Annotated in this window: 17 protein-coding genes and 1 pseudogene; 9 read left to right on the forward strand and 9 right to left on the reverse strand. The window is 69.8% G+C overall.

What is annotated here, in order from left to right:
• The 4 genes and pseudogenes from ACFXB5_RS44125 to ACFXB5_RS44140 form a co-directional block, all read left to right on the forward strand.
• Window positions 1-208 (forward strand): annotated as a pseudogene (locus ACFXB5_RS44125) (hypothetical protein); the annotation flags it as partial.
• 153 nt (window positions 209-361) lie between these two features.
• Window positions 362-1,924 carry an ABC transporter substrate-binding protein gene (locus tag ACFXB5_RS44130; RefSeq protein WP_385219418.1) on the forward strand — a complete coding sequence of 521 codons (1,563 nt, stop codon included), beginning with the start codon at window positions 362-364 and terminating at the stop codon, window positions 1,922-1,924.
• Between the two features lie 10 nt (window positions 1,925-1,934).
• Complete coding sequence (locus ACFXB5_RS44135; protein WP_385219420.1) at window positions 1,935-2,879, forward strand: ABC transporter permease; 945 nt, start codon at window positions 1,935-1,937, stop codon at window positions 2,877-2,879.
• A gap of 2 nt (window positions 2,880-2,881) precedes the next feature.
• On the forward strand, window positions 2,882-3,760 hold the full coding sequence (locus ACFXB5_RS44140; protein WP_385219421.1) for an ABC transporter permease: 879 nt from the start codon (window positions 2,882-2,884) through the stop codon (window positions 3,758-3,760).
• 89 nt (window positions 3,761-3,849) lie between these two features.
• Here ACFXB5_RS44140 and ACFXB5_RS44145 read toward each other — a convergent pair whose 3' ends face one another.
• On the reverse strand, window positions 3,850-5,820 hold the full coding sequence (locus ACFXB5_RS44145) for an alpha-L-arabinofuranosidase C-terminal domain-containing protein (protein ID WP_385219423.1): 1,971 nt from the start codon (window positions 5,818-5,820) through the stop codon (window positions 3,850-3,852).
• Window positions 5,821-6,050: 230 nt separating this feature from the next.
• Between ACFXB5_RS44145 and ACFXB5_RS44150 the strand changes: the two genes are divergently transcribed.
• From ACFXB5_RS44150 to ACFXB5_RS44165, 4 genes are all read left to right on the forward strand, one after another.
• On the forward strand, window positions 6,051-6,506 hold the full coding sequence (locus ACFXB5_RS44150; protein ID WP_385219425.1) for a MarR family winged helix-turn-helix transcriptional regulator: 456 nt from the start codon (window positions 6,051-6,053) through the stop codon (window positions 6,504-6,506).
• The gene (locus tag ACFXB5_RS44155; RefSeq protein ID WP_385219426.1) at window positions 6,503-7,357 is read left to right on the forward strand and encodes an ABC transporter ATP-binding protein; all 855 of its coding nucleotides are present in this window, start codon (window positions 6,503-6,505) and stop codon (window positions 7,355-7,357) included. The genes ACFXB5_RS44150 and ACFXB5_RS44155 overlap by 4 nt, the downstream gene beginning before the upstream one ends.
• Window positions 7,317-8,186, forward strand: a complete 870-nt coding sequence (locus ACFXB5_RS44160) for an ABC transporter permease (protein WP_201847021.1) — start codon at window positions 7,317-7,319, stop codon at window positions 8,184-8,186. Before ACFXB5_RS44155 ends, ACFXB5_RS44160 begins: the two co-directional genes overlap by 41 nt.
• Window positions 8,187-8,274: 88 nt before the next feature.
• Window positions 8,275-8,715, forward strand: a complete 441-nt coding sequence (locus ACFXB5_RS44165) for a hypothetical protein (RefSeq protein WP_385219428.1) — start codon at window positions 8,275-8,277, stop codon at window positions 8,713-8,715.
• A gap of 51 nt (window positions 8,716-8,766) precedes the next feature.
• On the opposite strand, the gene ACFXB5_RS44170 is transcribed toward ACFXB5_RS44165, so the two are convergent.
• The 4 genes from ACFXB5_RS44170 to ACFXB5_RS44185 all read right to left on the reverse strand — a co-directional run bounded on the left by ACFXB5_RS44170 (window position 8,767) and on the right by ACFXB5_RS44185 (window position 15,420).
• Complete coding sequence (locus ACFXB5_RS44170) at window positions 8,767-9,777, reverse strand: Glu/Leu/Phe/Val dehydrogenase dimerization domain-containing protein (protein WP_385219430.1); 1,011 nt, start codon at window positions 9,775-9,777, stop codon at window positions 8,767-8,769.
• 104 nt (window positions 9,778-9,881) lie between these two features.
• Window positions 9,882-10,583 carry a hypothetical protein gene (locus ACFXB5_RS44175; RefSeq protein WP_385219431.1) on the reverse strand — a complete coding sequence of 234 codons (702 nt, stop codon included), beginning with the start codon at window positions 10,581-10,583 and terminating at the stop codon, window positions 9,882-9,884.
• Window positions 10,584-10,705: 122 nt separating this feature from the next.
• On the reverse strand, window positions 10,706-12,304 hold the full coding sequence (locus tag ACFXB5_RS44180; protein WP_385219433.1) for an FAD-binding oxidoreductase: 1,599 nt from the start codon (window positions 12,302-12,304) through the stop codon (window positions 10,706-10,708).
• 176 nt (window positions 12,305-12,480) lie between these two features.
• A complete protein-coding gene (locus ACFXB5_RS44185; protein ID WP_385219435.1) occupies window positions 12,481-15,420 on the reverse strand; it encodes a BTAD domain-containing putative transcriptional regulator in 2,940 nt (979 codons plus the stop codon).
• Between the two features lie 392 nt (window positions 15,421-15,812).
• Here ACFXB5_RS44185 and ACFXB5_RS44190 point away from each other — a divergent pair, with 392 nt between their 5' ends.
• Window positions 15,813-16,343, forward strand: coding sequence for a GNAT family N-acetyltransferase (locus ACFXB5_RS44190; protein ID WP_385219437.1), 531 nt, complete (start codon window positions 15,813-15,815; stop codon window positions 16,341-16,343).
• A 54-nt stretch (window positions 16,344-16,397) separates the two neighbouring features.
• Here the strand turns inward: ACFXB5_RS44190 and ACFXB5_RS44195 are convergent, their stop codons facing one another.
• The 4 genes from ACFXB5_RS44195 to ACFXB5_RS44210 all read right to left on the reverse strand — a co-directional run bounded on the left by ACFXB5_RS44195 (window position 16,398) and on the right by ACFXB5_RS44210 (window position 19,310).
• Window positions 16,398-16,808 (reverse strand): VOC family protein, encoded by a 411-nt coding sequence (locus ACFXB5_RS44195; protein WP_385219439.1) that lies wholly within the window; start codon window positions 16,806-16,808, stop codon window positions 16,398-16,400.
• A 72-nt stretch (window positions 16,809-16,880) separates the two neighbouring features.
• Window positions 16,881-17,426 carry a hypothetical protein gene (locus ACFXB5_RS44200; RefSeq protein ID WP_385219441.1) on the reverse strand — a complete coding sequence of 182 codons (546 nt, stop codon included), beginning with the start codon at window positions 17,424-17,426 and terminating at the stop codon, window positions 16,881-16,883.
• A 229-nt stretch (window positions 17,427-17,655) separates the two neighbouring features.
• On the reverse strand, window positions 17,656-18,537 hold the full coding sequence (locus ACFXB5_RS44205; RefSeq protein ID WP_385219443.1) for a helix-turn-helix domain-containing protein: 882 nt from the start codon (window positions 18,535-18,537) through the stop codon (window positions 17,656-17,658).
• A complete protein-coding gene (locus tag ACFXB5_RS44210) occupies window positions 18,534-19,310 on the reverse strand; it encodes a peptidoglycan-binding protein (RefSeq protein WP_385219445.1) in 777 nt (258 codons plus the stop codon). Before ACFXB5_RS44210 ends, ACFXB5_RS44205 begins: the two co-directional genes overlap by 4 nt.
• Between the last annotated feature and the right edge of the window lie 285 nt (window positions 19,311-19,595).

Below are 19,595 nucleotides of genomic sequence, written 5' to 3' on the forward strand. Positions count from 1 at the left end.
GGATCGAGGTGGCTCCCGCCGCATTCCAGTCGATCTCGTTCTGCTCCCGCCGCTGCGTCCCCGGCTGACCGAGCTCGTCCCGCGCGTGCCTCGCGTCGAAGCCTCGCCCCTGCGCGAGCAAGCCGTGGTCACCGGTGCCGTACGCCTCGCCCTCGACATCGCCGAGACGGACTTCCTCGACCCACTCGCCCCCGCTCCTGCGGCCTGACTCCCTCCGGCCGGGGGCCTCACTCCACCTCGGTCCCGGCCTCGGTCCCGCGCGTCCCGGCCCTTGACCTCCCGGAGGTTTCGGTTGCAAGGTCGGCCCAGCGCAGATAAATAAACTACTCTGATTTAAATGGGCAACCCGGTAGGAGCCAGCGTGACCGGACAACGTGGTCAGCCAGCACGCCGCACGGTCCTCGCCGCGGGACTCTCACTCGGGGCGGGCCCGCTGAGCACCGCCTGCCGCAGTGCCGTCGCGGAACAGCAAGGATCCGGAGGCGGGCCGCGGCACGGCGGCACCCTGCACATGGTCCAGGGCACGGACATCCTGCCCGCCTTCCTGCTGTCACAGATCAACCCCAACTTCTCGGTGAGCCGCACCGTCTTCAACACGCTGACCGAGTTGGACCACAGGACTCTGCGGCCAAGGCCGTCGCTCGCGAAGAGCTGGCGGGTGTCGGACGGCGGACGGACCTATGTCTTCCAGCTGCGCGACGATGTGACGTTCCACTCGGGCCGCCCCTTCGGTCCTGACGACGTCGTGTTCGTCCTGGACCATCTGACGAAGGACACCACCAGCTCCCAGGTCAAGGCCGTGGCCCAGCAGGTCACTTCGGCCGAGCGGACCGGCGGTCACGAGGTCACGGTGGGTTTCGGCAAGGCCGTCAGCAATGTGTGGGACATGTTCGAGATGATGGTCCTGATCGACCGGGAGTCGGTGACCGACCTCGCCTCGGGACGCGAGATCATCGGCACCGGACCGTTCACCGTCGAGTCCTACAAGCCGGGCTCGTCCATCTCGCTGAAACGCAACCGCCACTACTGGAAGCCCGGCCGTCCCTACCTCGACGGCATCGAGATCGCGATCGCCGCGCAGTCGTCGTCCGCCGTGGCCTCCCTGCGCTCCGGGCAGACACATCTGGCCCTCGATCTGTCGCCGCTCGACGCCGCCGGTATCCGCGACCGGCCGGGGTTCCGCCTCGTGCAGTCCGATGCCCACGACCTCACCTATTACATCGGGGCCAACGTCGAGGTCCCCCCGCTGGACAAGGTCGAGGTACGGCAGGCAGTGGCCTGGGCGATCGACCGGAAACGGGTTCTCGCCCAGGCGCTGGGCGGGATCGGCCGCCCGAGCAGCCTGCCGTGGTCACCCGGAACGGCCGCCTGGGACCCCGACCGGGCGGCGGCCTACACACTCAACCCGGGCAAGGCGAAACGTCTGCTGCGACAGTCCGGCGCGGCCGACGCCAAGGTTGACCTGTACTACAGCAACACACTGGCGACCAACGCCGCGATCGCCCAGATCGTGCAGGCGAACCTCGAGGACGTCGGCCTCACCTGCCGGCTGCAGCCCAAACAGGACGCCGAGTACCAGAAGATGTTCGTCAGCGGGAAGATCCCCGGCCTGTTCGTCAATGGCCACGGCTTCGGGCAGCTGACTCCGTCGACGCTCGTCAAAGGCTCCTGGCCGTTCAACGCCCAGCAGAACGCGTCCAACTTCCGGGATCCCGAGTACAGCCGCCTGGCCGATGATATCTGGACCGGCGAGGGCGACGCCCTGACCGCCGCCTACCGGGATCTCAACCAGCTGTTCCTTGAGCAGCAGTTCGTCATCGACCTGATCAACAGCACCCATACGTATGCCATTCAGGCGTCGCTCAAAGGCCTGGCCTGGACCATGTACGACGGCATCGACCTCGACCATGCCTACCTGGCATGAGGAGGACCTCATGCTCCGCTACGCACTCCGGCGTGTCCCCTCGGCCATCGCGGTGCTCGCCATCGCATCGGTCGTGGTCTTCAGCGTGCTGCACCTGGCACCCGGCGACCCCGCCGTGCTCGCCGCGGGCCCGGACGCCTCCGCCAAGACCGTCTCCGCCGTCCGGCACCAGCTGGGACTGGACGCCCCGTTGCCCCAGCAGTATCTGACCTGGCTCGGCGGGGTGCTGACGGGCGACCTGGGCGACTCCTACGTACGTGGCGTGCCGGTCGCCACCCTGATCGGCAACGGCCTCGGCAACACCCTCGAACTCACCCTGGGCGCCATCGTCCTGGCCGTCCTGCTCGGTGGCCTGGCCGGGCTCGTCCTCGGCGTGGCCAAGGGCCGCCTCGTCCGCGGCGCGACCGCCGCGGCCACCGCGCTGGCCTTCGCGATACCGCCGTACGTCAGTGGAGTGCTCCTGGTGATGGTGTTCGCCATCACCCATCGGATCCTGCCCGCGGGCGGCCATGTCTCCGTGCTCGCGGACCCGGAGATCGGGGTGCAGTACCTGATCATGCCGGCCCTCGCCCTGGCCCTCCCCGCCGCCGCCGTACTCGCCCGCTTCCTGTCGACATCGATCCGGCGGGTCTTCGGCGAGGACTACATCCGCATCGGCACGGCGAAGGGCCTGCGGCGGCGACGGATCGTGCTGTGCCACGCGCTTCCGAACGCCCTGCCACCGGTGCTGACCGTCCTCGGCATCCAGATCGGCCAGATGCTCGGCGGGGCGATCGTGGTGGAGGCCATCTTCGCCTGGCCGGGGGTGGGCCAGCTCATCATCGACTCCCTCAAGAGCAGCGACTACTTCGTCGTTCAGAATCTGCTGCTCATCACGGTCACGGTGTTCGTCGTCCTGCAGACCGTGACGGATCTGCTGCACGCGGCCGTCGACCCCCGACTCAGGATGGAGTGAGCATGACCACCACCACCGCCACCACCGAGACACCGCCGACGGCCACCCCCACCGCCGCCGTCGTCCGTGGCGGAGGCTGGTCGCGGCTGCTGCGCCGGCCGGTGCTGAGCATGGGCCTCGGGCTCGTCGTGGTGCTCGTTCTGGCCGGTGCGCTGGCCCCGCTGCTGGCACCCGCCTCGCCGACACAGCAAGGGCCGCTCGCCCTCGCCCATCCGTCGGGCGCGCATCCGCTCGGCACCGACGAGTACGGCCGCGACCTGTTCTCCCGGGTGCTGTACGGGCTGCGCCAGGACGTGTTCGCCACCGTGATCGCCGTCCCGATCGGTGCCCTCGCCGGAATCCTCATCGGCCTCGCGAGCGGACTGGCCCGGTGGCTCGACACCGTCATACAGAGGCTGTTCGATGTGATGCTGTCGTTCACCGCGCTTATCGCGGGCGTCACCGTCGCCATGATCATCGGCTCCGGAGGCACCGCGGTCATGGTGACCATCGCACTGGTCAATGTGCCGCTGTTCGGCCGGCTCATCCGGTCGTCGGTCGTCGGCGAACGCCAGCGCGACTACGTCGTCGCGGCCACGGCCATCGGCTCGGGCCGGGTGCGGATACTGGTGCGCCACATCCTGCCCAATGGCCTCGACCCGCTGATCGTGCAGTTCGCTCTCTCCATGTCGACCGCGGTCTTCATCGAGGGCGGAATGAGTTACGTGGGCCTCGGCATCCGGCCACCGGCCCCCTCCTTGGGCTCGCTGCTCCAGGGAAGCATGAACTTCCTCGCGCAGAACCCCTGGTACGCGATCGGTCCGATGGCCGCCGTCACCCTGCTGGTGCTGGGCTTCCAGCTCGTGGCCGATGGCCTCACCGCGAGCCTGCTGCGCCGCTGAACCGAAGCCTCCTCGGCGGGGTCCGCCCCCTCTGCCGGAGGCAGGCCTCTCTGCTGGAGGCGGGCCCCTCCAGCAGAGAGAGCGGACGGCTAGCGGGACGTGGGCGGTGGGAAACGCAGGAGCGTGACCGAGTGCGCCGCGAATGTCCAGTTCAGGGAGTCGCCCTTCGCCGTGGCGTGGGACTTTTCGATCGTGACGGCGTCGGGGTGTTCGTCGTTGTTCAAATCGTCGTAGGACCTGCCCGCCACCACGGACACGTCGACCGTACCGGCGTGCCGGAAACTCCCCAGATCGACCCGGGACTTGAGGTCCTTGTCCGGTGAGCGGTTGACGACGAGGACGCTGAGGACTCCGTCCTTGTCGACGGCGGCGGTGGTGGCCAGCGCCTCGTAGGACGAGCCCAGCGGTGTCTCGTGGGTGGAGACCTCGGCGTTGCTCTTCACCTCGCTGTCCACGACATGTCCGCCGCCGTGGAAGAAGCCGCTCAGCTGCTCGCGCACGATCGCGTCGGGGGTGCGCACGAAGCTGGGCGCGCCGCCGAAGAGAGTCCGTGACAGTCCTGGCTTCTCCCCGATCAGGTCGTTGCTTGCGGTCCAGCGGACGCCGAGGTCGGCGAACCGGGCCCACTGGGACGCCATGTAGAGCGCATGGGACATGGCGAAGGAGTACTGGGGATAGGCGTCGGAGTCGCGTTCTCCTCCGAAGAAGAGGGCGCCGCACTCGGACACCGCGACGTAGCCGTCATCCTTGCCGTGTTTGCGTATCTGCGCGGTGAGGTCGGAGACCATCTTGGCGGCGGCCGCGTCGCCCAGCATCTGGTAGTCGTGTCCGGCCCGTTTGTCCGGGAAGCTGGTGGCTTTGAGGTCCCGCTGGAAGTTGGTGTAGGGGTGGATGGCCATGCCGTCGTACTTGTCGGCGTGGCCGTGCTCGTCCAGGAGCTCGGGGAAGCTCTTCCCGTCCGCGAGTTTCCCCGCCTCGATGGGCGCCCAGACGGCGAGCACGTCGATCGTGGGATCGACGGCCTTCATCTTGGTGTAGTAGTCGACGAACCCGTCGTGGGGACCGGAGTCGTAGTCGGCGGTGATCTTCGCCCCCTTCCGGGGGACCTCTCCGTGTCGGCCGTCGCCGAAGTGGATCGTGCCGTTGCTCGGTTCGAAGGTGTAGACGCGGTCGTCAGCCCCGGCCGAGGAGAGATCGGCGACCTCGCGCCATGTGGCCTCACCGACGCGGATGGTCTGGCTTTTGGGGATGACGGGTGGGTACCAGATGGTGAAGGTCTGGTTCGGCCGGCCGTTGCTGATCGAGGCGGAGGGCCGGTGGTCGGTGGGCGTTCCGACGTGCTGGCGCTTCTGTCGCTGTGTGCCGCCGAAGGCGTACTGCCGCATGGCCTTGTCGTCATCGGCGCTCATCCAGTAGCGCTGGTGCTTGCCGAACAGTTCGTTGCCGATTTCCCAGTAGCGCACGCCGTAGGGCTCGGGATGGCCGTTCCGCGCTCGCAGATCTCCCCACTTGGTCCCTTGTGGGGCGTTCATGTAGGCGACCCAGTCGGCGATCTCCTCCGGAGTCGAGTTGGCGAACGGCGCCATGATCTGTGGCGTGGCGCCGACCTGCCGGATGAAGGCCATGTACTCGTCCGGCCCGAACCGGCTGTCGACGGTGGCGCCCTGCTTTCCCTCGACCTGGCGGGTCCGGTCCTCTTGCGGACCTATCGCGCCCTTCCAGTTGAACAGGTTGGACGAGGTGCCACCGGGGTACCGGATCATCCCGATCCCGGACTTCTTGATCTTTGCGACGATGCCCGGGGCGGGGCGGTTGTGCTTCGAGTCCCACATTCCGTAGGCGTCGTCGTACCACTTGGCCCCGTTCACCCCGGTCATATACGGGCTCACCTTGAACGATCTCCGCTGGGCGTCGATGGCGATGACCGGCTCGCCACCCGAGCCGCTTGTCCCCTGCGCGTCATCGGGGGTGCATCCGGTGCCCATGACACCGGCCGCCACCGCGGCCGCGCCGTACAGGAAGTGGCGTCGGCCTATCCCGTGCCGACGTGTCTCGCTCATGTCGTTCCTTCGAGAGTCTTCGCTTCTGCGGATCGCGTGCTCGCTGACCGGTGCCCACGTCGAGCAGGCCCACGCGGTGCGTTCCCGGCACCACCCAGGGTTAAATCAACCACGCTTATTAAATGATGTGCGCGCCAGCATCACAGGCGGGCGCAGGGGGAGTCAAGGAGCAACTCCGCACCCCTGTCACCCCTGGGCATTTACCTCTCACTGAGAGGTAAAGTGGAGACATGGCCACAGAGGAGTTCCCCGACTCGTTCGCCGACGTACTGGGCGGCGTCCAGCGGCTGATCCGGCGGCGGCTGCGGGCCGGGATGACGGAGCCGAGGCTGCGCGGCGCCCAGGTGGAGCTGTTGCGGCTGGTCATGGCCCACCCCGGGATCCGGGTGTCGGCCGCGGCCAAGGAGCTCTACCTCGCGGGCAACTCGGTCTCCACCCTGGTCAACCAGCTGGTGAAGGCGGGCTATCTGCACCGCGAGACCGACCCCGAGGACCGGCGCTCCGCCCGGCTGACGGCCACTCCCGCCGCCGAGGCCCGGCTGCGGGAGTGGCAGGCACGGCGCGGCGCGCTGGTCCGCGAGCAGGTGGCGAAGCTGTCCGAGAGCGAGCGGGCGGCGCTGGCCGCGGCCGTTCCGGCGCTGCGCACACTGGCCGAGAACCTTCATGAGGAGGTGGAAGGGATATGACCGACGTCCCGGAGAGCACCGCTCCCGTCGCGCTCGCCTGTGAGGGCCTGCGATACGCGTTCGGGGAGACCAAGGCGGTCGACGACCTGGAGCTGACGGTCCGGGCGGGCGAGGTCTTCGGCCTGCTCGGCCCCAATGGAGCGGGCAAGACCACCGCGATCCGCTGCATCACCACCCTGCTGCCGGTCCCCGCCGGCATGGTGCGGGTGTTCGGGCACGACGCGGCGAAGGAGCGGATGGCGGTCCGCCGGCTGCTGGGCTACGTACCGCAGCAGCTGTCCGCCGACGCCGGGCTCACCGGCCGGGAGAACGTGGAGCTGTTCGCCCGCGTCTTCGACGTCACCCGGCGGGAGCGGGCCGACCGCGTGGCGCGGGTGCTGGAGGCGGTCGATCTCACCGCGGCGGCCGACCGGCTCGCCAAGACGTACTCCGGCGGCATGATCCGCCGCCTCGAACTGGCCCAGGCGCTGGTCAGCGCGCCCCGGCTGCTGATGCTGGACGAGCCGACGATCGGCCTGGACCCGATCGCCAGGACCAGTGTGTGGGAGCACATCAACGCGGTACGGGCGGCCACCGGGATGACCGTGCTGGTCACCACGCACTACATGGACGAGGCCGACCAGTACTGCGACCGGCTCGCGCTGATGCACCGCGGCCGGATCCACGCCCTCGGAACGCCCCATGAACTCTGCTCCGAGCTGGCCGGACGCCGCCGGGCGGAGGGCGAGGCCGATCCCAAGCCGACCCTGGAGGACGTCTTCCGCGACGTCGCCGGCAGCGGCCTCGACGAGCAGGGAGGAGATTTCCGCGATGTCCGAAGCACCCGTCGCACCGCGTCCCGGGTCGGCTGACGCCGCCGGGCTCGCGCCGGACGGCCGCCCCGATCCACTGCTGACCCCGCCGCGCGCCCGCACCGGCTGGCGGATGCTGCCCGCGCGGGTCGTCGCGATGTGCGTGGTCGAGCTCCAGAAGCTGCGGCACGACCGCACCGAGCTGTACACCCGGGCGGTCCAGCCCGCCCTGTGGCTGCTGATCTTCGGCGAGACCTTCACCCGGCTCAAGGCCATACCGACCGGCGGCACACCGTACATCGACTATCTCGCACCCGGCATCATCGCCCAGTCCGCGATGTTCATTGCCATCTTCTACGGGATCCAGATCATCTGGGAGCGGGACGCCGGGATCCTCACCAAACTGTTGGTCACCCCGACCCCGCGAGCCGCCCTGATCACCGGCAAGGCATTCGCCTCCGGGGTGAAGGCGCTGATCCAGGCGGTCGTGGTGATCGCCATCGCGGCCCTGCTCGGGGTGGCGCTGACCTGGAACCCGCTGCGGCTCCTCGGGGTGGCCGTCGCGGTGATCCTCGGCTCGGCCTTCTTCTCCTGTCTGTCCATGACCATCGCCGGGATCGTGCTGACCCGCGACCGGCTGATGGGCATCGGGCAGGCCATCACCATGCCGCTGTTCTTCGGCTCCAACGCGCTGTATCCGGTGGCGCTGATGCCCGGCTGGCTCCAGGCCGTCAGCAAGGCCAATCCGCTGAGCTACCAGGTCGACGCGTTGCGTGGACTGCTGCTGGGCACCCCGCACCACCTCGCACTCGACTACGCCGTCCTGGTGCTGGCCGCGGCGGCCGGTATCACGGCGGCCTCCTCGCTCCTGGGGCGGCTGGCGCGCTGACCCGCTCGGTGTGCGCGGTGCCGCACACCGTACGGTCGCAGGGGCAGCGGCCATCAGCGATGCCCAACGAGTACGAGAGGAACACGCGGTGCGGTACGAGGACGGCTCCCCTTACGCCTACACCCCCGGCATCGGGGTGCCCCAGGGCGTCCAGGCGGTCAATGTCGGATGGCTGGAGCGGGAGGAGGAGTTCCCCCGCGGTGAGGTGCCGACGGAATTCGTCCACGCGCTCGCGGTCCTCTGCCGGGACAACTCCACCAACCGCATGCGGGGTTGGCAGAGCTGCACCCTCCCGCACCCGGAGGGAAAGCCGCCCTACCCCGTCGTGGTGAACGCCGACGGCACCGAGGTCACCCTCGGCAGCGCCGAGATCAGGCTCCTCGCCCGCGACGGCCGATGGCTCATCGCCCCCAATCTCGTCCTCCACTACGTCACCGCCCACGGCTACCTTCCGCCACGGGAGTTCATCGAGGCGGTGACGGCGAGGCGGGCGATCCCGGAACCGCCCTCCGGAATGCCGCGCTTCTAGCCATCGGCGGCCCAGCCATCGTCGGTCGTCGGGTCTCGTCCGCGCGGCGCGTCACGGACGCAGTCGTGCCCGGGCGAGTTCGGTGGCGGCGTCCGCGGTGGATACGCCCGTGCGCCGTGAGCGGTCGATCACCTCGGCCACCCGGACACCGACTTGGCGGACGCGTGCCTCGGCGTGTGCGCTGTCGTGGCCGAGGAGCTGCTCCTCCAGGAAGATCAGACCGCCGGCGTTCACGCAGAAATCGGGTGCGTAGAGGATTCCGCGCGCCTGCAGCATGGCGGCGTGAGCGGGCGTGGCCAGGACGTTGTTGGCGCCGCCCGCGATGATGCGGCAGTCCAGCCGCGGCAGCGTCTCGTCGGTCACGACGCTGCCCAGCCCGCAGGGCGCCAGCACATCGCATGCTACGGTCGGCGCCGCTTCCGGTGCGACGACCCGAGCGCCGTGCCGTGCCGCGACGGCGTCCGCCCGGCGGGGGTCGGTGTCCGCCACGATCAACTCCGCGGCCTCCGCGGCCAGCAGATCGGCCAGGGCCGATCCCACATTGCCCACTCCCTGGACGCATACCCGCACCCCGGCCAGGCCGCCGTCACCACCGAAGGCGCGCAGACAGGCACGGATTCCCTCCAGCACCCCCAGCGCCGTCAGGGGAGAGGGATCCCCGGCCGCGCACACCGGCGAGGTCTCCCGCCCGATCACGCGGATGTCGGCCTGCGTGGTGCCGATGTCGTTGACCGGAATGAACCGCCCCCCGAAGGCCGCGAGCGCACGGCCGTGCGCCCGCAGCAGCCGCTCGTCCTTGTGGCGCGCCGGGTCGCCGATCATGATGCTCCAGCCCCCGCCCAGTCCCAGCCCGGCGGCCGCGGCCTTGAGCGTCATGGCCTCGGCCAGGCGCAGGCCGTCCAGCACGGCGGCGTCTTCGTCGCGGTACGCATGCATCCGTACCCCGCCCAGGGCCGGTCCGAGCGTCGTGTCATGGAGCACGACGACCGACCGGAGCCCGGTTTCCTCATCGCGGCAGAGCGCGACCTGTTCGAAGCCATCGGCATGGATCGGTGTCATCATGCCCGGCATTCTCACCGGCGGCACTGACAAGCGGCCGACGCCCCGGCTCCACCGGACGCCCCGGCTCCTCTCGGACGTCCCGGCCGGCACTCGCCCGTCGGCGGCTACTCGCAGCCGTCGGCTTCGGTGGGGCCCGGCTGGTTGACACGTCGCCGCATCGCGGGGAGGTGGTTGGTGAGCAGGGCGATGCCGAGCATGTTGACCAGGGCGAGGGCCGCCATCGGGATCCAGGCGGCGGCCGGTCCATGGGCGAGAAGTGTGGTCATGAGGGCGGGTGTGACGACGTCGCCGACGCTGAAGGCCATTTGGGAGAGCGAGTTGTATCGGCCGCGACTCGCCGCCGTGGCACAGTCGTTGACGATGGGGGACACGATCAGGCTCTGGATGAGTTCGCCGAGGGTCACCAGGACGACCGCGGCGAGAGCGAGGCAGACGCCGAATGCCGACGGCACGTACGCGCAGCAGAGCACCGCCATGAACGCACAGCCGACGATGGCCTGCGAAACTATGAGGCCGCCGCTTCGGCTACGCCCCGTGATGGCGGCGCCGACGGGTGTGGCGCCCACCGCGCCGAGTACGGCGTTGACCGCGAGGACGGTGCCGGGTATCCACGGCGGCAGGTGCACCGTGTCGACGAGGAAGACGGGAACACCGAGGCCGAAGGCGAGTGAGAGCAGCGCGAGGCCGAAGTTGAGTACGACGAAGCCGAGGAAGGGCCGGTCCCGTAGGGTGCTCGCCCAGCCGCTCGTGGGGGCGTGTGCTGAGGGGGCGTCGTGCGCCGGTGGCCACGAGCGTCGGGGAGCCATGGGCGCACCGCGGAACCCTTCGGGATGTCCCAGCCGCACCGCGGTGCATGCGACCCCGCCCCGAAAAGGGCAAGATGAGCAACGTATGAAGGGCCTGATCGACTGTCAAGCCCCGCGAAACGTCAGGTGCCGATCGCTTGTGGATAGCTGAAGAAGTTGGTCGGGTCGTACTTCCGGTTCACCCGGACCAGCCGGTCGTAGTTCGCACCGTAGTAGGCCCGCCGCCAGTCCTTCAGGGTCGGATCCGGGAAGTTCTGGTAGGAGTGCGGAGGAGGCGTACCGCCGAAAATGGCGTGGTAGAACTCGGGCAGCCACTGAAGATTCGCCGTGGCCACGCGGGGCGGGTCGTAGTCCGCCCACGAGGTCTCGGCGGCAAGGATGAACACTCCGTTGCGGTGAACGAACGCCGTCGCGTCCGGCGGCACTTGGTTGATCTCGCCACCGAGGGCGAACATGGCGAGCCCGGCTCCGTCCTCATTGTTGCTGCCAGGCCATTCCAGCAGTTGCTCGGCGGCGGCGGCGACCTGGTCATCGGTCAGGAGTGTCCGGGGGGTCAGCACCGCCGACTTGGTGGCGAACTGCTGGACCGGCGTCGTGGCGCTCAGCAGTACGCTCGCCTCACCCGGAGTGACCTCGCGGACCGACGCGTTGTTGGCGGCCCGCTCCTCGGCCGTGCCGATGGCGAGCAGCGGAGCCAGGATGTCGCGCAACTCCTCCAGGTCGCCGTAGTACTGGCCGATGGCGTTGACGCCCGCGTTGGCGCGGATCTCGTCCCTGGTGAGCCCATGAGTTCCCATGCCGACGCGGAGATGGAACCGCTTGTCGTGCAGGGTGTCCACGGCGATCCGTTGCGCGGCGGCCATCACCGGCAGCGCCGAGTCCAGACTCCAGCTCAGCTGGTAGAAGCCCACGTTGCCCTGGAACTGCTCGTACTGGAACGTAAAGGAGGTGTTGACACCGAAGTTGTTCCCCGCGCCGCCGCGGCAGCCCCAGAACAGGTCGGAGTGCGAGTCCTGACTGGCCTCCACCACATCGCCGTCGGCCAGTACCACGTCCGTCGAGACCAGCCGGTCGCAGGTCAGGCCGAACATCTTGTCGCTGAAGCCGATCCCGCCGCCGAGCACCAGCCCGGCCACCCCCACCGTGGGGCAGCGGCCGGTCGGCACGAACATGCCGCGGTCCTCCAGCATCGGGTGCAGATCGCCGTTGGTGACCCCGGCCCCGACGGTGACGGTGCCCGCATCGTGGACGACCTTGATCCGCCCGTACGTCCGGGTCCGGGAGCGGGGGCCCGGCGCCGGGGTGGAGTCGATGCTCTTCATACGGGCCATGTTGAGCAGCAGACCGGTGGTGGCGGAGTACCCGGCGTAGTTGTGGCCCAGCCCGGTACGGGGTACGGCGGCCAGCCCCACCGTACGGGCCCAGCGGACCGCCGTACTGACATCCCTGGTGCTGCCGCACGCCACGATTCCCGCCGGCCGGATCCCGGCGTACCGATGGTTGAACGGAAGCGCCAGCGGCGGGTAGCCGGAATCCCCCGGCCGGTAGAGGGTGGAACGCGATGACAGCGCCTGGTCCAGCAGCTCCCAGTCCCGCCGGCTGACCCGCTCCGCCACATCGGGTGGTGGCGTGGCGGAGGCGGGCGGTGACTGCGAAGCCACCATCTCCGTGCCCAGAACACCGACCGTGCCCGCCCGCAGTACCTTCCGTCTGTTGATCAACGTGGCTGCCCTCACAAGACGCGCTGCGGAGACGCCATCGCCTCCACCCGCGCCAAGTCAACCGGTCCTTGGTCCGCACAGCCGCGAATCGGCTTCCGCCGACAGGCCCGCAACCCGAAAGGATGCCGACCTACCGCTGAATGCCCCGGCCGGTACGAAAAACAGAGCTCAGCCGATCAGGGGCTCCACCAGACCCAGGACATCTCGGCCTTGCGGCGGCACGCGCGGGCCCTGTCCGGCTGCCCCAGTTGCTCCAATGCCTGGCCCAGCACACTCAGGATCGACCCGCGGCGCCACTTGTTGCCGATGGAGCCGAGAGCCAGTGCCTGCTCGGCATGTGTGGCCGCCTCGGCCGGGTGGTTCGACGCGAGGTACACCTCGGCCAGCCGGGCGTGGGTGGATCCCTTCCAGAGCCGCTGCCGGTTGTCGCGGAAGGTGCTGAGCGCCTCCAGCAGTTCGCCCACCGCCGCGGCATGCCGTCCCGCCCGGTGCAGAGCGATTCCCAGGGCGAGTTGGCCATTGGCGATGCGCCAGGTGCTGCCCAGGCTCCGCCGGAGGTCGACTCCCTGTGTGGCCAGGTCGACGGCGCTGCCGGCCCGGCCGGTGGCGGCGTGTACACGGGAGAGGTTGGACAACACACTGGCCACGCAGGCGAGATTGTCATCGGCCCGGAAGCCGCGCAGTGCCTCGCGGAGGTGTGCTTCCGCGTCGTCGTAGCGCTGTTGGTAGATCGCCACGACGCCGCGTACGTTCACGGCGTGGCAGGCGGTGGTCAGGTCTCCCGCGGCGGTCGCGAGCAGGCCCGCGCGGCGGGCCTCGTCGTCGGCCTGCTGCTGGCCCCTGGTGACGGGGAACATCCCCGCCAGCGCCAGGCGGGCCCGGCCCTCCGCGGCCGTGTCCCCGGCGATGTGGGCGGCGTTGCCCACCGAACGGGCCGCCGCCTCGTACTGCAGGTAGTGCGTACCGGATTCGACCAGGTCCCGGGTGATCAGAAGGAGGTCCGCCGCGCGGCGAACGGCACCTCGCTCCGGGGACTTGGCGCCTTGCTGGGCGCAGGTGAGGAGGCAGTCCGCTTCGCTGAGGAGCCAGTCCAGCGCGGTGCGGGCGTCCGGGAAGTCGGGCCCGGGGTACTCGGTGGGCATCAGGTGGTCGACGAGCCGGTCTCCCGGTCGGCCCATGGCGTACACGCGTGCCGCCGAGGCCACATAGAAGTCCCGCATGCGTGACATCGCGGCCGCTCGGCCTGCCGGCGGTTCATCCCGCTCGGCGCGGTCGCGCGCGTAGATGCGAACGAGGTCGTGGTAGCGGTAGCGGCCGGGCTCGGGCGAATGCAGCAGGCTGGTATCGACGAGTGACTCGAGTAATCGCTCGGCCTCGCGCGTGGTGACGCCGAGGGTGGCCGTGGCCGCGGCCAGGGAGATGTCCGGTCCATAGGTGAGTGCGAGCAGCCGGAAGGCCCGTGCCTGCGAGGGCCCCAGTTGTGTGTATCCGAACTCGAAGCTCGTCTTGACGGCCAGGTCCCCGGCCCGCAGTTCGTGCAGGCGGCGGTGGGCGTCGGCCAGGCGGTCGGTCAGGTTGCGCACGGTCCAGGCGGGGCGGGTCGTCAGCCGGGCGGCGGCGATCCTGATGGCCAGGGGCAGATAGCCACAGGCGGCGACGGCCTTGCGGCAGGCGTGGGGCTCGGCCGCGGCCCGCTCGTCGCCGATGATGCGGGTGAACAGGGCCAGCGCCTCGGGCTGGTCCATGATGCTGAGGTCGACCACACGGGCGCCGTCGAGTCCGGACATCGGGGTGCGGCTGGTGATCAGCGTGGCGCAGCTCGGCGAGCCGGGCAGCAGCGGGCGGACCTGTGCCGTGTCGTGGGCGTTGTCCAGCAGGACCAGCACCCTGCGGTCGGCCAGGACCGAGCGGTACAGCGCCGCCCGCTCGGGCAGCCCCTCCGGGATCTCCGCGGGCGGGGTGCCCAGCGCACGGAGGAAGGTGCCCAGTACGGCCGCGGGATCCGCGGGCTGGGCGTTGTGGCCGATGAGATCGACGAACAACTGCCCGTCGGGGAACCGCTCCCGGACCGCCTGCGCAACGCACACGGCCAGAGCCGTCTTGCCCACCCCGCCGAGTCCCTGCACCACGGAGATCGCCATCACCGTCCCCTGGGCGAGCCGCAGCCGCTTCCGCAAGGTGTCCATGACGGCGGCGCGTCCGGTGAAGTCGGCGAGCTTCGCCGGGAGTTGAGCCGGACGTGGCGCGGGTGTGGCCGTGGGTACGGCTTTGGTCCCGGCCGGGGGCCTTCGCGGCCCGGCGAGCGTGGGGTCGGCGCGCAGAATGCGCTGATGGAGCCGGGCGAGTTCCGCGCTGGGTGCCACCCCGAGTTCCTCGGACAGGAGGCGGCGGGTGTCGGTGTACACACCCAGCGCCTCGGCCTGCCGACCGCTCCGGTAGAGCGCCGTCATCAGCAGCGTGCGCAACCGCTCCCGCAGCGGGTGCTCCGCGGTCAGCGCGGTCAGCTCCGACACCGCGTCGGTGTGCAGGCCCAGTTCCAGGTCGAGAGCCAGGCGCGCCTCCAGCAGGGTCAGGCGCCACTGCTCCAGACGGGCGCGCTGGGCCTCGGCGTACGGGCCGGGCACTCCGGCCAGTGGCTGCCCCTCCCACAGCTCCACCGCCATGTGCAGCAGCTGCCGCGCACCGGTCAACTCCCCTTCCGCCCTGGCACGTTTGGCTCGTGCCTCGTAGTCCTCGCACACCGCGAGGTCCAGTGCCCCGGGCCGTATCCGCAGTGCGTACCCTCCCGCCTCCGACACCAGTACGCCGGGCCCCAGCGCTCGGCGAAGACGGAAGGCGTGGGTGCGTAGGCTGGCGATCGCCTGAGGTGGCGGGGAGTCTCCCCACACCCCGTCGACCAGCTCGCTCGCGGTGGCGGTGCGTCCCCGCAGCAGGAGCACACACAGCACGGCGCGCTCCAGCGGCCTGAGGACCGGGGGCGCCTGCTCACGACGCCAGACGCGAACGGGCCCCAGCACGGCGAACCGCGACGCCGAGTCCGTGCCACCGGATGCCGATGGGCCAGGGTGCCGCTGGGGGAGAGGGAACCCGAGGTGTTCCAGTGATGCGCCGAACATGTCCTCCAGCACACGTTGGCTCGACGGCCCCGGGTACGGCGGATCAGGCTCACACCACCGATGGAATTGCCGGGCCGATACCTGCTCCGGCTCTCCCAGACGGGCGGCGACATTGGCGTAGACCGCGAGAAACACCGCGGGGTGACTCCACTGACGCTCTTCACACAGTCGCCCGAATACGGTTTGCCCCAATGCCGCCACGCCCCGGTGCCGCCGATTTCGTTCTGCCGGACCCTCGAAAACACCGTAGTCCCAGGCTGAACCACTCGCAGCACACAACCGGCCGAAAGTCTGATGCAAAACTCCCGCCCACCCGGGGAATTTCGCAATCCGCTTGAACGCCTATTCGATCGAGCGGGGGTTCCGTGCATTTTTCTGCCTAGACTTCCGCCGTGAACGACACCACACACACCATACGGATCAGACCGGGCGATCCGGCCGACGCGCCAGCGGTGCTGGACATGCTCGACGGCGCAGTGGTCTGGATGAACGATCGCGGCAACACCGAGCAGTGGGGCACGATGCCGTACTCGCGGCGGCCCGGCGGAGTGGCGCGGGTCGAGCGGTATCTCACCGAGAACGCCCCATTCATCGCGGAGTTGGACGGGATACCTGTCGGAGCCCTGGTGCTGGACTCCGGGCCCAGCCCGCAGATGCCGATCGCCCCGGCCGACGAACCCGAGCGATATGTGCGGCTGCTGGTCTCCGACCGACACCACGCCGGCCGGGGCATCGGGGCGGCGCTGCTGGTCCATGCCGAGGAGGAGACCCGGCGCGCCGGCGTGGAGCTGCTGCGGGTCGATTGCTGGGCGGGCGGCGGGGGCGAACTGGTCGCGTTCTACCAGCGCAACGGTTTCACTCCCACCGAGCGCTTTCTGTCCGGGGCATGGCCGGGGCAGGTGTTGGCGCGGCGGGTCGGCTGATGTGTGCGGGGCGCCGTCCCATACGGTCGGCTGAGGTCGGCGCCCCGGGCCCCGTTACTCGCCGTCCGCTTCGGCGGCCGGGCGGGGGCCGCCGAAGCCATGGGCGGAGAGATCGAACCAGTTGCCCTCCGGGTCGATGGCCCGGTACTCGGCGAACGGGCGGTTGGTGAAGCGCTCGGCGGGCTCATCGGCGCCCGAGGCGACCAGAGCGGCGGATATCTCGGATGTGTCGGCGACGTGGAAACCGAAGTGGTTCATGCCCAACGGGGTGTCGCCGTCGAGTTGATGCTTGATCAGCGCGAGGGTGAGATACCCGTCGGAGAGGAAGCAGCTGCCGTCGGGATCCCGGTGGAAGAGCTCCATCTCGAAGATTCCGCTGTAGAACTCGGCCAGTTTCTCGGGGTCACGGGCGACAATGGCCAGATGCCGCAATTTGGGCCTGTCCGGGGTGCACGCGTCAGACATGGGCAATTCCTCCAGCGGTCGGAAACCGGCGGGGTGGCCGGTCGGGGGTGGGAATCGTGATGGTCATCGGCCTCACACTCCGGCCATGGCCCTGGTCCGTATCCGCAGTGGGAGTTCGGCGCACGGAAGGTGAGGGCTCTCGGGTGGGGGCGGCGCCCAGGCGGCGAGGGCGTGGTACATGACGTCGCCGCGACGTTCCAGGTAGCAGATGAGGTTGACGGGCCAACCGGTGTTGCCGAAGACGTGCTGGTCCATCGGGGTCGGCCGCTCGCTGAGGATGAACTGCCGCTCCTCCGGTGGGCCGATGCGATGCCAGTCGGGGTGCATATGCACGGACCCCAGGATCTCCAGACCGTCGGCTTCGGCCTCCCGCGAGGCCCTCAGCAGGTCGTGGGAGTCGATCCACCAGCCACGTGTCTCGTTCTCGTACGCCGGGCCGAAGAGCGGCACGATCGACTCGGTGAACTCACGGCGCGCGGCCGGGTCGGTGGTGCGGGCATTGCGGCCGAACGCGACGCGCTCGACGGTCAAGGTCGCCTGGTCCGCCGAACCCACGAGGAGAGCGAAGCACGGCAGCGGTGTTTCGGAGGTGATGCGCTGGTACTCACCGACGGCCACCTCGAGAAATTCATCGAGCGCCCGATCCTCTACCAGGACCGTACAACATTCACCTAAGTGCGACGCGCGCATGTCAAACCACCTATGGGGTGTGGATGCCGAATGCGGTGGGGGAGCGGAGCCGTCGTACTGTACCCCGGTATTCTTTTGGACTCAAACGGCATGCATGGACTTCCGGCATCCATGGACTTCGGCCCTGACCCGGCCCTGCGCGTATGGACCCGCCTGGTCAGCGGGTGAAACACTCCCGGGTGCGGTGGAGCCTCGGTTCGAAACAGACCCGTAGCTTGGTGGGGTCCGTGCCGTCGACCATGGGTGTGAAGACGTAGTCCTCCGCGTCGTAGGCGTCGGTGACCTCGGCCCGCTGCGGCCTGCCGCCGTCAGCGGATACCTCGATGACGTTTCCGATGTGCGAGTGCCAGATCCGCGCCCATGCGGCGGAGCACGCCGCGCTGTATCTGAACTCCAGCCGCGCGCCGGTGGAGGTGCGGAGCGGCGGGCCGAGCGCGCGGACCCGTGCGGGTGCGCCGCAGCCCATCAGGCCCGGGTCCTTGCCGACACAGCCCTGGGCGTGGCAACCGGGGGCCGGTGGCGCGGTGGACGAGGGTTCGTGCGCCGCGGAGTCCTTCGATCCCGTGTTCGCCAGGACCGTCACCCACGCCGCTGCCACGGCGGCCCCGACCACACACGCGGCCACGCCGACAGCGGCCCATCCGCGCAACCCGGTGCGCCTGTCGTGTCGTTGCTCCGGCTCGGCTGGACGTGGCGACCGGTCATGGTCGCCGATGACATCGGGCTCCGGTGGCGCCGTCGCTTGTACGGTCGCGGGGCGCGGCGGGTTGCCTGCCCGGCCGCTCCACTCCGCATCGGCCAGCTCCCACAGCGCCAACAGGCGTCCCGGCGGCTCTCCCGCCATCGTGCACAGCGCTTCGACGGCTTGGCGCGGGGCGAGTTGCTTGCCGTTGAGGTAGCGCTCCCAGGAGGACTTGCTGTACGTGGTGCGCTCGGCGAGCGCCGCCATGCTCAGGCCCGTGCGCGTTCTGAGCTCGCGCAGCCCGGTGGCCAGGCGGGTGCAGGCGGATGCGGTGGCGGGCGGGGTGGTGTCCCTCATCGTCGCAGTACCTGCCAGGTGTGCGGGCCGACGATGCCGTCGGGCGGCAGCCCGGACCTCTTCTGCAGTCGTTTGACGGCCCGAGTGGTGTGCTCCCCGTAGACGCCGTCGGCGCCACCGGGATCGAAGCCCAGGTGGTGCAGGAGGCACTGGGCTTCGACGACGTCCCATCCCGGCTGGGAGAGGACGGCGGTGCGGGTGGTGCTGTAGCCCGCGTAGCTCCGTCCGTGCTCCCGCTTGATGGCGCAGGGGTAGGTCTTCCCCGGCCGGTAGGCGAAGGTGCCATGTGAGGTCCCGGCGGCCGCGCTGCGCTTCGTCTCGGCCGCGTCCGTCCCGCTGCCCCCTCCGTCCTTCCAGGGCGCGGCGATCAGCAGTCCGACGAGCAGCGCGCCGAGCGCCACGGCCGCGCAGACGCCGATCAGCACTCCACGGCGTACGCCCCTCGGCTCCTGCGCGTCCGTCGGCGCTCGCCGGCCGTCCGCCGTCGGTACGTCCGCCGCCGCTCTCTCCCGCCACGCGGCCTCGGCCACCTCGTGGAGCACCAGCAGGCGGGTCGGCTCGACGCCGCCCACCCGGGCCAGTTCCTCCACCGCCTGCCGTGGCGGCAGCGCCTTCCCATTGAGATAGCGCTCCCAGGAGGAGCGGCTGTAGCCGGTCTTGGACTCCAGCGACGACAGTCCCAGCCCGCTACGGTCCTTCAACCGGCGCAACTGCACAACCAACTGCCGGACCCGGTCGTCGAGCGAATCCGGTAATGGCCTCCAACGCGACATGTTCCACCCCATACGCATTGAGTCCCGCGAGCCCGGATTATCCACCTCCCGCGAGCTCAGGTCCTGCCGCTTTAAGTCCTCTTGGCTCTCCGTGGCCTGCCCCGCCGCACGCCTCTCGATCGGTGTGCGCCGCGGATCCCGGCCCAGCGCGTCCCGGCGGTGCGTCCTCGCGGGCGGTATCCGCGCAGGTCAGGGCGTGGGACGTCCCCCGAACTCGGCAATGCGCCGCGGGCCCTGGCAGCTGGCCGCGGTGGGTCGGCAGGCTCGGTACCGCAAGTCGGGCGG

This window comes from Streptomyces sp. NPDC059455 (genome assembly GCF_042750115.1).
In the GTDB taxonomy this organism is placed as follows: Bacteria; Actinomycetota; Actinomycetes; order Streptomycetales; family Streptomycetaceae; genus Streptomyces; species Streptomyces endocoffeicus.